We start from the raw sequence: 11786 nt of genomic DNA, 5'->3' as shown, positions 1-11786 counted from the left end.
TTCACTTAGACATTCGAAGCAGGAGACTTTTTGCTCCCGGCAATTGATAAATAGGCAACAAATACTAGCATTAATAAAATACCGACATACTGCCAGTTATACAATGTCGCACCGAGCCAGACAACGGAAATCGCCATTGCCGTCAACGGTTCGATACTTGATAAAATACTCGTTTCAACTGGTGATATGTATTTCAGGCTTGTTAAAAATAAAATATAGGCAAAGGATCCCAATATGCCTGTAGCAATAATAATAACTACAATTACCGGATCCAGCAGCAACAGCCATTGCTCTGTTCTCCAAAGCTGTCCCGTTACCGAGAATATAAGCCCGCCTATTATCATACCCCAGCCTATAATAATAATTACCCCTACTTCAGCCATTAGCCGAGCAGGATACAGTGTATAAAATGCATACGTAAATCCTAAGAGCAGTCCCCACACAAGCGCTTCATTGCTCACAAGTAACCCCGAAACCGAGCCATTTGTCAGCAATAGAAACAGCCCGACAAGTGTACCGAAAATACCGATCAACTGACTGCGCGGAGGAAGAACTTTCCCAATAACCGATGTATAGATGACGATGAAGATTGGCGCTAAAAACTGCAGGAGTGTTGCAATTATCGCATTGCTCACTTCTATCGACTTTACAAACGTAAATTGTAACCCTACCATTCCGATCAAACTGAAAATAAGCAATTGGACAGAATGGTTCCGGTTTTTCCAAATAGAGAATACCGATTTTTTTTGCATAGCTGCAATGCCAAGTATTAGAATGCCTGCAATCGTTAATCGTACAGCAAGCATAAACTCAGCGGTCATGGTCGTTTTTTGCAGGAGCCATTCCATCATCGGACCGGTAGCCCCCCAAAACATCGAGCCTACTATAATCATCGCTATGCCTTTCAATCGTTCCACAAATACTACCTTCTTCCAACATTCTATTCATACTGAAATTTTATCATGATTCCATTGTTGGGAATATAGTACTTATTATTTGATTAGCTCGATCCAGCCACTTTCTTTAATCGTTACGCGGGGTGATGCGTATTTTGGAGGTTCGTAGGAAAATACGGTTTTATCAAAATCATCCTTTACAACAAACACATTTAAAAATTGAATTTCATTAATTAATTTTCGAATATGTGCTTTATCATACATATCACTTTTTTCATTCATTAATATAAGCAGTTCATTTTTTATACTCAATACGTCCCGTTCATTTGCTCTCCGTATAACACTTTTCGGCATTTTAAGAAATTCGTCGATTTTCATTAAGTTCTTTTCCATCTTTGTCTTCCTTTCCCTCATGGCAATACTTGTGTAAATCTTCTTTTATTGTTATTTACCCAATTTCACCAAATTCACCCCTAATTAATCACTAAGAGGAAATTTTAGACGGCTTATATGCTTAATATAACAAGCTTTTAAATTGAATGTTAATCCGTATTTTTGAATATATATTTATCGAATATTAGGTGTATGCCACAATAGATGGCAGCTCCGAACCCTCCAATAATCGAAAATATTAAAAGATTGGCATTTTTAAAAAAGTAAAGGGCGTATGGAACCGTAAATACCGCGCCAATGACAATATAGCTGAACCATTTCATTTTTGTGGAACGCAGATTTTTTTCAAACAGAAAGGATACTGCAACCCCTACAATAAGAAACATCGGTGCACTTAATACGATAAATGTGAGTACAGTCATGCTAAAAGTTAAATACTTTTCGCTTGCCGTCCATGTAACGATTAGCGCTAACAGGAAACTGAAAAGAAATGTAGAAACGAGTGCTACTGTAAATTTTCGACTTAAAACTTGCATAAAACTCCCCCTAAAATGTTCCGAAAGATGATAAAAGGCATCGAGCAAAGGATACTCGATGCCTGTAAGAATAATTTATTTGATTACATGCTCTTTAATTTCTCATATTCAAGCTGTAGTTGTTCAATACGCTTACGTCCTTCTTCACGATTGCGTACTGTTTCTGCCTGAATTTGTTTTGTTTCTTCAATACCGGAAATTATCGTTTTCCAAGTCGTTTCAATCGTTTCAACTTTGATGCTTGGACTTCCTGCCTGACGTGCTATGTTCACCGAGTTTTGACGGACATTTTCTGCGTTTCGTACAAGCATTTCATTAGTACGGCGGTCCAGTTCAGCCATCGAATCCGAAACAAGCTTTTGTCGCTGCATTGTAACGGCGTGGATCAGGCCTTGTTTGAAAATTGGAATTGTCGTCACGAATGCCGAGTTGATTTTTCCAATTAAATGGTTGTTCCCTTGCTGCATTAAACGAATTTGTGGCGCTGACTGGAATGATACTTGCTGGGCCATTTCAAGATCGTAGCCTCGTTGCTCCAATAACTCGATTCCTCGTGTAACCGTTTCAAGCTCCATGATCGCTTCATGGTCACCAGAATCCGCTTTTGCCGACAATGCAGGCAGTTGCTGACGTAAATCATTTACTTTAATATCGATTGCCGCAATATGCTCGCTTAACGTATGGAAGTAGTTTAAATTCTCATCATACATTTGTTCCAACTGCACAGTGTTTCGTTTCATTTCCACTTCGTACTTCTGTATTTCGTTATAAACGACATCGACTTCTTTGTTCATCGTATCGTATTTGGATAAAATACGCTCCAATTGCTCCTTGCTTTTTGAAAACAGTTTTTTCAGGAAGCCTTTTTTCTGCTCTTCCTGGAAATCCTGGGGATCAAAGCGGTCCATAATTTTATTTAAATTGTTCAGTAATGTAGTTGATTTTTCCAGATTACTTTGTTTAATTGTTGCGAGCATTCGGTCTGAAAACGTTGAAATACCCTGAGCTGTTTCTTTACCGAATTCGAGAACCGCGATTTGGTTTTTCACGTCAATTTTTTCTGCAAGCTGCTGAACTTGCGGCTGTTGTTTTAACTGTTCCTGACGCTGACGGATTTGAGAAAGCTCCTGTTCCGAAACAAGTTGTTTTTGTGGTTGTTCGACAATATCAGTCGTTTGTGCCGGCTCTTGCTCTGCACGTTTATTTAAATCTTCAAATAATGGATTTTCAGCCATGTTCGATTCCCCCATTCTATGTATTACTAGTATTTACGTAAATTTTGTTGAAAAGTTTCGTGCTGTTGATCCTAATTATAACGCAAAACATTGTGAACTTTCTAATTTGAGACTACTATGATCGCTTTTAGAAAACAAAAAGTGCCCTTTTATGCGCAAAAGGACACTTTTTGTAAGTCTACTATTGGGGGAGAGACTTCACACCCACACAATCTTTGCATGAGTCTAAAGATAAATTACCCTAAATCGTCCAACCTAAAACACTTTTTTAAATTTCCAATGATTTTTTTCGAATTGGTTTTAAAATCAATCCCACAGCAAAAATACAGATGGCAATGACGACTGCCGAGTAAAACAGGCCGCCATAGCCGTTTTGTGCTGCCAAGACCGTTACTTCATTGACCGAATTCAAAATGACTTCCTTTAACGTCGGATCCTGAATATTTTGGACTACTGTCATCATTTGTTCTTCGGAAAACTGACCGCCCGCAGCAAACTGACTGCCCACTTGAGCAAGCTCTGCAGTTGCCTTTTCCGATAAATTCGCCTGTTGTATATTTTGCTGTAAAATTCCTTGGAAATCGTTTTTAAATATTGATGGAATTTCACTGAAGCCGCGCGCGATAAATCCTGCATAAATCGTCGGCGCGATCGTCATCCCGATTGTTCGTATTAACGATAATGACGCTAAAGCCGTCCCTTTATTTGCTTCGAGTTTTTCTGTTGCCAAAATGTTCAGTGGTGCCCCTAGAAGAACCCCCATTCCGACACCGCCAATTACGGAAGCAATGACAAACTGCCATTTTTCATCAATCCATGCCGGGAACAGGAAAAAACCTATTGCGGCAACGAGACCTGAAAATAGGACTGCTAAAACCGGGCCTCTTTTATCGACTAAAATGCCACCAACCGCAGCCCCAATTCCTGCAGCAAGTGCAAGTGGTGTCATCCAGTACCCGGCATGCTCGGATTTAATACCCAATACTTGCTCTGAAAAGGCCGGAATGAAAATCATCGCAGCAAGCATCGCACCAGATAGAAGACCTAACAGCAATGTCAGTAAATAAGTCGGCTGACGCATTAATGCCACCGGTAAAATCGGGTCCGCTCCACGGAGCTCAAGACGTGTTTCATAGAAATAAAGAATAACAAGTACGATAATTCCAGCTAGCAAATAGGGGTAGACTGTCGGTTCGATAAGAGAGCTGAAAAAGTTAATTCCCTCAATATTTGTCAGCCCGTACATAATCGCTAAAATTGCAATAGAAAGTAGAACAGTACCCGTCATATCAAGCTTGCCCGGTGCTGCATCTTTCGTTTCTTCCAGTTTGAGATAACCCATGATAACAAGGAAAATTGCGATTGGCACATTAATTAAAAAAAGCCAATGCCAGCTTCCTGTCAGCTCCAGAATGACACTTCCAATATTCGGACCTAAAACAGCGGCAACCCCATTCATCCCGCCAAGTAATCCTAATGCTTTCCCCTGCTTTTCCGCAGGCAGTGTACTTACGACATACGAAGTACCGATAATAAAAATACCGCCACCGCCCATCGCCTGGATAAAGCGGGAAATTAAATAGAACGTAAAGTTCGGGCTGAGTGCAACGAGCAGTGATCCAAGACCAAATAACGCAATTTCAACAATAAACAGCTTTTTGCGTCCATAACGGTCAGAAAGTTTCCCTACGACCGGTACACTGATTGCCAACCCGAGAGTGTATAGTGTGACACCCCAGGCTCCCCAGTTCGCTTCGACATTAAACGAGCTGTTGATCGTTGTCAGTGCAGCACTGATAATTCCATTATCGAGTGCCGCCATAAATACACCAAGTGCAAATAATGTAAGCACCCATGTCTGCGAAGTCTTTGTATTTGTTATAAAAAGACACCCTTCTCTTTAAAGTATCTATTATTATACTGCTAATTTTGAATTTGTATAAGAAAAAATTCCATTAAAAGGTACAAAAAATGCCCTGTAAATTTTTTCACAGGACATCCATTGCTATACTAATAGCTGTTTTGCATTTTGAATTTGAAGTGCCACTTGCTCAAAACCTGTGCCACCTAACGAATTACGTCGGCTAACAGCAGCTTCGGGTGCAAGTACTGCATAGATATCTTCTTCAATTAATGCAGATTCTTTCTGCATTTCTTCCAATGGCAGATCCAGTAAGTAGATTCCTTGCTGGATACATGTAAATACAAGCTTCCCTGTCACTTCATGCGCTTCACGGAACGGCATTCCTTTTGTCGCCAAATAATCCGCAAGCTCTGTCGCGTTAGAAAAGTCTGAATGTACCGCACTGTGTAGACGCGCTTTGTTGACCGTCATCGTACGTACCATGCCTTCGAAGATTTTCAGTGAACCTAATACCGTTTCCATCGTATCGAACATACCTTCTTTATCTTCCTGCATGTCTTTGTTGTATGTTAACGGCGTACCTTTTAAAACTGTTAACAGTCCCATTAAGTTTCCGTAAGCACGGCCTGTTTTCCCGCGAATCAGTTCCGCCATATCCGGATTTTTCTTTTGCGGCATAATGGATGAACCCGTTGAGAACGCATCATCCAGCTCGATAAATTTAAATTCATCCGTAGACCAAATAATGATTTCTTCCGCAAAACGTGATAAGTGTGTCATTAATAGTGCTGAATTTGATAAAAATTCAACGATAAAGTCACGGTCACTTACTGCGTCCATAGAATTGGCATACACTTCCGCAAAGCCAAGCAATTCAGCCGATTTTAAGCGGTCGATTGGGAATGTTGTACCTGCCATCGCGCCGGCACCTAAAGGCAAAATATCAATGCGCTTCATCGATTCTGTAAAACGTTCTTTATCACGTTGCAGCTGCCAGAAGTACACCATTAAATGATGTGCAAAACTAATCGGCTGTGCACGCTGTAAATGCGTGTAGCCAGGAGCAATCGTATCCACATTCTGCTCTGCCTGCTCGACAATCGTTTTTTGGAAATGTTCGATTAAGCCGATTACTTCAGGTACACGTTTCTTTAGGAATAAGTGCATATCTGTTGCGACTTGGTCATTACGTGAACGACCAGTATGAAGTTTCCCGCCAACAGGACCGATCAGATCAATCAACATTTTCTCAAGATTTAAATGGATGTCTTCATTTGAAACTGAAAACTCCAGTTCACCCGCTTCGGCTTTTACTTTTAATTGTGCAAGGCCGTCCAGAATTTTCTCGACATCTTCTTTCGGTAAAATATTTTGTGAACCAAGCATTGTAACATGCGCTACAGATCCTTCAATATCTTCCAATACTAACTGCTGATCAAAGCCAATCGATGCCCCGAACTCGTCAACCCAGCTTTCTGCAGACTTTTGGAAACGACCGCCCCATAATTTTGCCATAGTAGTTTCACTCCTCAACTTATGTTCCTAATAATAGAAGAAGCGACTCGGGTTCCGAATCGCTCACTTCATTAACCGTATATCTAATTATTTATTTACTGTTTGTTTTGTGCTTTTTGCTATTTCTGATGCTACAACTGTTGGCATACCCCATAATTCGATAAAGCCTACAGCAGAAGCGTGATTGAATTGGTCATGTTTTGAATATGTCGCCAATTCTTCAGAGTATAGTGAATTTGGAGATTTACGTCCTTCAACAATCGCATGGCCTTTGTAAAGTTTTACACGAACCGTCCCGTTTACATACTTTTGCGTTTCTTTTAAGAACGCTTCAAGAGCTGTACGGATCGGGTTGAACCAAAGACCGTTATAGATAATTTCAGATAGTTTTTGTTCAATAATTGGTTTGAAATGCGCCAATTCTTTTACTAATGTAATATCTTCTAATTCTTTATGCGCTGTCAATAATACTTTCGCACCTGGAATTTCGTATACTTCACGAGATTTAATACCAACTAGACGGTTTTCAACGTGATCGATACGGCCGATACCATGTTCACCGGCAATTTTATTTAATTCTTGAATTAAGTCTGCTAGTTTCATTTGAATACCGTTAATTGAAACAGGTTTTCCTTCAACGAATTCGATTTCAACGTATTCCGGTGTATCCGGTGCTTCTTCCAATGAAACAGTTAAACCGTATGCTTCTTCTGGTGGTGCAACCCAAGGATCTTCCATTACACCAGCTTCGTTTGCACGGCCCCATAAGTTTTGGTCGATTGAGAATGGTGAATCGATTGTTGCAGGAATTGGAACACCGTGTTTTGCCGCGTATTCGATTTCTTCGTCACGGCTCCAGCCCCATTCACGTACAGGTGCTAATACTTCAAGATCCGGATTTAATGCTTTAATCGAAACTTCGAAACGTACTTGGTCATTCCCTTTACCAGTACAACCGTGTGCTACTGCATCGGCATTTGTTTCTGTTGCGATTTCTACTAATTTTTTAGAAATTAATGGACGAGATAATGCAGAAACTAATGGATACTTTTGCTCATACCAAGTGTGGCCTTGTAATGAGATTAATGCATAATCTTCCGCAAACTCATCTTTTGCATCGATCATATATGATTCAACAGCACCTACTTGAAGTGCTTTGTTACGGATAAATTCTAAATCTTTACCTTCACCAACATCCAGACATACTGCGATTACGTCCCAACCTTGTTCTTTTAACCATGGAATTGCTACTGATGTATCAAGACCACCTGAATATGCTAATACGACTTTCTTGTTCGCCATGTTAATTGCCCCCAAACGATGTATGTTTATACATTTAATTAATAGTTTATACACGAATAGTAACACGTTATAAAAATAAACGCAACTGCATTTATATAAATTTTTTCACTTTTTCATACAATCTAAAAACATTCAATTAGGAAGTTTTACTAAGCTCTCGTTCATGCATAAATATGCTATTAATTGCAGCAGATTACAAAAGAGAGCATATCAATTTTTATGACTGAAAAATCGAATGCTCTCACATTTACTTCTTATTAAAGAAACCTTTGCCGACAAATTCCACAAGTGCTGGCGCTACGGCATATAATTTACTCGTTACACTCATAATACGAGGTAAATTCACTTCACGAGGACGTTTCCCGATTGCATGGACAACTTCTTTAGCGACTTTTTCAGGCGGTAACAGAAATTTCCCGATTGCTTCCTTATATGCGTTCGTAGCATCGGCTTTCTGAATAAACGGTGTATCGATCGGTCCCGGATAAATCCCGGTAACATGTATATTATATTCTGTAAGTTCCAGACGTAGGCCATTCACAAAACCGGTAATTGCATGTTTACTCGCTGCATAAACACTCGCTTTTTTCGTAGCGACCTTGCCTGCCTGTGAACCGACAAAGATAAAATGACCACTCTTCCTTTCAATCATTGCGGGTGCCAGACGTTTTGCCAAGTAAATCGGCGCACGAACATTCACATCTAGCATTTGGTCGATTTCCTGGTCTGCTAAATCAACTGCACTTTCAAAAAAACCTAGTCCGGCGTTTAAAATGGCGATGTCTATTGGCGGTAGTTGCGATACGACTTCATCTATATGTGATGGAATTCTTAAATCCGCTTTGTAGGCAACAGCACCTATCCCATTCAAATAGTTAATGGCACTGTCATTTCTTCCAGTTGCATAAACGGTATGTCCTTCTTTTACTAGCATTTCTGCAATAATGCGTCCAATACCGCTTGTCGCACCTGTAATAAATACTGTCTTTTTCATAGCTTCCCTCTTTATTGTTTATTTTTATGTATATAAAAACTAGTAAATGATTATTTACTAGTTTGGGTAATGCCGAATAATTCACTTAAAATGTCTTTCGATACGAGCACATCCGCCAATGTATAGGTATCAAGCACAGCCAGATATGCTTTTAAAGCTTCCTGTAAAGCAAATTTCAGCCTGCACTCCGGTGATATCTTGCAAAGGTTTCCTTCCGGATTGAAACATTCGACAAGGTGGAAGTCATCTTCCGTTTTGCGTACAACTTCACCGATATTAATTTGTTCAGGTTCCACTGCCAGACGAATGCCGCCACCGCGTCCGCGAATCGTTTCAATATAGCCATGTTTCCCTAAATCATGCGTAACTTTCATTAAATGGTTTTTGGAAATCTGATACGCATCTGCAATTTCCTGAATCGTAACTAGATTTTCTCTGCCCCGTACACCTAAATACATGAGCGTACGTAAAGAATAATCTGTATATACTGTTAACCGCACGCTGTTCACCATCTTTCTTCAACATAAGTATAACATTTTAACAAAAAAGTTCGAATAGAACGGCTTATGTTTATCGATGAACTCATTATAATGTTTTGTGTCCAATTTGTTAAAGATGTATTTTTTATATATGTTTGTGACAGATCTGTTAAAGATGTATTTTTCATATTGCTTTAAGTTTTTTTTAGCAGTATATTGATGGTGCAAGAAATAAACTAACCAATTTCGAGGGGACGTGCAATGTATGTTAGCACAACAAACAATTAATATTATTAAATCAACAGTACCTGTATTGGAGGTACACGGATTAGCAATCACTAAAACTTTCTATTCAAACTTATTCAGAGAAAACCCGGAATTACTGAACATTTTTAACCATACAAACCAAAAGAAAGATCGTCAGCAAACAGCTTTAGCCAATACGGTGTATGCAGCAGCAGTTCACATCGATAACTTGGAGGCAATCGTTCCGGCTGTTGTCCAAATTGCACATAAACACGTAAGTTTAGGTATTTTACCGGAGCATTATCCGATTGTCGGCAAGTATTTATTAGAAGCGATCCAAGAAGTTCTTGGTGATGCGGCGACTGATGAAATTATCGACGCTTGGGGTAAAGCTTACGGGGTCATTGCAGATGTATTCATTTCAGTTGAAGAAGATTTATATAAAGCAGCAGAAATTGCTGGAGGCTGGCGCGCATTCAAAGAATTTACTATTGCAGAAATTGCGGAAGAAAGCGAAGCAGTCAAATCTTTCTACCTAAAACCAGTTAACGGCGAGAAACTGCCTGCGTTCAAAGCAGGACAATTCATTACATTGCGCACACAAGTATCTGGTGAACAGTACTTAATGAACCGTCAATATACATTAACAGACGGTTCGGAAGATTATTTCCGTATTTCTGTAAAACGTGAAGATGATGTTACACCAAACGGAATTGTTTCTAACTTCCTGCACAACGCGGAGATCGGCACAAAAGTAGATGTAAGTGCTCCTGCAGGTGTGTTCACATTAGTGGAAAATGACAGCCCTGTTCTATTCATCAGCGGTGGTGTTGGTGTCACACCATTACAAGGAATGCTAAAAACAATTGAAGGTCGCCAAGCCTCATTTATTCAATGTGCACGTAACGAAAATGTAGCAGCATTTAAAGAAACAATCGAAGAAAACGTTGCAGCGACAGACGGCAAATATAAAGCAGTTTATTCAGATTTAGACGGCTACATTACAAAAGCGCAAATCGAGGAATTCTTAGTTCCTGGTTCGGAAGTGTATGTATGTGGTCCAACAGTATTCATGGAAACTGTCATCCAATACTTAGTTGAGCTAGGTGTATCTGGTGAGAAGATTCATTATGAATTCTTCGGTGCAGCAATGGCATTACAGATAAAGAAAACGGCTTAATTTATAGCAAAAATTATATATAGTATTAAGAAGAAACAGCCAGTTTCCGGTAGCCATACCGGCGACTGGTTTTTTATGTACTAATGGACATAATTTGCCTACTATCTTTTCAATACTTACTATATTCTAATAAATTGGTGAGATGTTCTAATAAACCCGAAAAAGTTCTAATAAAACACCGATCTTCTAATATAAGTCGCCGATGTTCAAATAAATGGTCGTGGTCTTCTAATAAGACGTCGAGAACTTCTAATATGTTAGTCGCATGTTCTAATATATCGGGGAAAGTTCTAATATAAGCAGCAGGCCGTATTTTCTAATATGCAATCGCGAAGTTTTAATGCGATGGTGCGCAGTCCCTCAAAAAGATCTTATATCTTTTAAATAATTTAAAAAGTATATATTGTTGCGTTAAAACGCAACCGGGTAGTTTTTTCTCTATGGCTTTTAATAATCTTCTCTACTTAGAAATTATTTTCATTTAGTTTGTCCCCTTTTTTGTTTTTGAGAGTCATATATAGGGCAAAAGACAATTGGAGGCAGGAACATGAATTGGTCAGTCGAGGAAAGGCAGTTGTTTATATGTTGGACGTCACTTGAAAAATAATTTAATCAACCTGTTACAAAAAAACCTCCCAATTTTTAATTAGGAGGTGTCCAAACTATTGAATTTTAAGACTTTCACTGCTTTGAATTAAGTCACTAAATTTCTCATCATTAATTTGAACTCCGTTCGCTTCAATAAAAAAATGATCTTTATTATTAACTTGGAAATAAAAGTTTGTTTTAGAACTGATATCTTCAATCGCTGTTAAATCTCGGTTTAAACTTTTAATTTTAATTTTTCCGAATCCATTATGATGATAGCCAATTTCACTGACAAAATTATTATCATTATATTCGCGGTCATTTAACCTATACATTTTGTTTGACTCCTGATCGTACACGACCGGTTCCTGATAAATAAAATAAGAAAGAACTTCTATAAAAGTTACATGCGTTTTAATAATATTTTGGCCTTTCACACTTTCAACTATAAGGGAAATTGTTTCAGCGAAATAGTTAAACTCTAAGGAGCATATTTCCCACCCATTGATCCTGTGTTCCAATAAATACTGAATATCATTAAGGTTTTTCATTTGGCTA

General features: G+C 38.9%; 11 protein-coding genes. 1 reads left to right on the top strand and 10 read right to left on the bottom strand.

Translation table 11 applies throughout. The features are described from left to right. Positions 1–5: 5 nt before the first annotated feature. The 9 genes from ABS917_RS07460 to ABS917_RS07420 form a co-directional block, all read right to left on the bottom strand. On the bottom strand, positions 6–917 hold the full coding sequence (locus ABS917_RS07460; RefSeq protein WP_350478416.1) for a DMT family transporter: 912 nt from the start codon (positions 915–917) through the stop codon (positions 6–8). Positions 918–992: 75 nt separating this feature from the next. Beyond that, entirely contained in the window at positions 993–1289 is a 297-nt protein-coding gene (locus tag ABS917_RS07455; RefSeq protein ID WP_079526514.1) for a hypothetical protein, read from the bottom strand. Between the two features lie 149 nt (positions 1290–1438). Continuing rightward, entirely contained in the window at positions 1439–1825 is a 387-nt protein-coding gene (locus tag ABS917_RS07450) for a hypothetical protein (RefSeq protein ID WP_350478415.1), read from the bottom strand. 83 nt (positions 1826–1908) lie between these two features. Continuing rightward, positions 1909–3060 (bottom strand): toxic anion resistance protein, encoded by a 1152-nt coding sequence (locus ABS917_RS07445; protein ID WP_079526512.1) that lies wholly within the window; start codon positions 3058–3060, stop codon positions 1909–1911. Between the two features lie 268 nt (positions 3061–3328). After that, positions 3329–4942 (bottom strand): MFS transporter, encoded by a 1614-nt coding sequence (locus ABS917_RS07440; RefSeq protein WP_350478460.1) that lies wholly within the window; start codon positions 4940–4942, stop codon positions 3329–3331. A gap of 123 nt (positions 4943–5065) precedes the next feature. Beyond that, positions 5066–6439 carry an argininosuccinate lyase gene (gene argH, locus ABS917_RS07435; RefSeq protein ID WP_350478414.1) on the bottom strand — a complete coding sequence of 458 codons (1374 nt, stop codon included), beginning with the start codon at positions 6437–6439 and terminating at the stop codon, positions 5066–5068. A gap of 87 nt (positions 6440–6526) precedes the next feature. After that, positions 6527–7741 carry an argininosuccinate synthase gene (locus ABS917_RS07430; RefSeq protein WP_350478413.1) on the bottom strand — a complete coding sequence of 405 codons (1215 nt, stop codon included), beginning with the start codon at positions 7739–7741 and terminating at the stop codon, positions 6527–6529. Between the two features lie 247 nt (positions 7742–7988). Then, positions 7989–8735 (bottom strand): SDR family NAD(P)-dependent oxidoreductase, encoded by a 747-nt coding sequence (locus tag ABS917_RS07425; protein WP_350478412.1) that lies wholly within the window; start codon positions 8733–8735, stop codon positions 7989–7991. A gap of 50 nt (positions 8736–8785) precedes the next feature. Beyond that, a complete protein-coding gene (locus ABS917_RS07420; protein WP_350478411.1) occupies positions 8786–9235 on the bottom strand; it encodes an RrF2 family transcriptional regulator in 450 nt (149 codons plus the stop codon). Positions 9236–9479: 244 nt separating this feature from the next. On the opposite strand from ABS917_RS07420, the gene hmpA reads away from it, so the two are divergent. Next, the gene (gene hmpA, locus ABS917_RS07415) at positions 9480–10640 is read left to right on the top strand and encodes an NO-inducible flavohemoprotein (RefSeq protein WP_350478410.1); all 1161 of its coding nucleotides are present in this window, start codon (positions 9480–9482) and stop codon (positions 10638–10640) included. 662 nt (positions 10641–11302) lie between these two features. Here hmpA and ABS917_RS18915 read toward each other — a convergent pair. Next, positions 11303–11779 carry a YxiG family protein gene (locus ABS917_RS18915; RefSeq protein ID WP_483316050.1) on the bottom strand — a complete coding sequence of 159 codons (477 nt, stop codon included), beginning with the start codon at positions 11777–11779 and terminating at the stop codon, positions 11303–11305. Positions 11780–11786: the final 7 nt, after the last annotated feature.

It is taken from the genome of Solibacillus sp. (assembly GCF_040273735.1).
Taxonomy (GTDB): Bacteria; Bacillota; Bacilli; order Bacillales_A; family Planococcaceae; genus Solibacillus.
The sequence above is the reverse complement of the archived record's forward strand: the minus strand, read 5'-3'. Positions and strand labels throughout refer to the sequence as shown.

Coding starts and splice junctions, on each gene's coding strand:
- ABS917_RS07455 (WP_079526514.1), bottom strand. CDS start 1,289: ATGGAAAAGAACTTAATGAAAATCGACGAATTTCTTAAAATGCCGAAA.
- ABS917_RS07450 (WP_350478415.1), bottom strand. CDS start 1,825: ATGCAAGTTTTAAGTCGAAAATTTACAGTAGCACTCGTTTCTACATTT.
- ABS917_RS07445 (WP_079526512.1), bottom strand. CDS start 3,060: ATGGCTGAAAATCCATTATTTGAAGATTTAAATAAACGTGCAGAGCAA.
- argH (WP_350478414.1), bottom strand. CDS start 6,439: ATGGCAAAATTATGGGGCGGTCGTTTCCAAAAGTCTGCAGAAAGCTGG.
- ABS917_RS07430 (WP_350478413.1), bottom strand. CDS start 7,741: ATGGCGAACAAGAAAGTCGTATTAGCATATTCAGGTGGTCTTGATACA.
- ABS917_RS07425 (WP_350478412.1), bottom strand. CDS start 8,735: ATGAAAAAGACAGTATTTATTACAGGTGCGACAAGCGGTATTGGACGC.
- hmpA (WP_350478410.1), top strand. CDS start 9,480: ATGTTAGCACAACAAACAATTAATATTATTAAATCAACAGTACCTGTA.
- ABS917_RS18915 (WP_483316050.1), bottom strand. CDS start 11,779: ATGAAAAACCTTAATGATATTCAGTATTTATTGGAACACAGGATCAAT.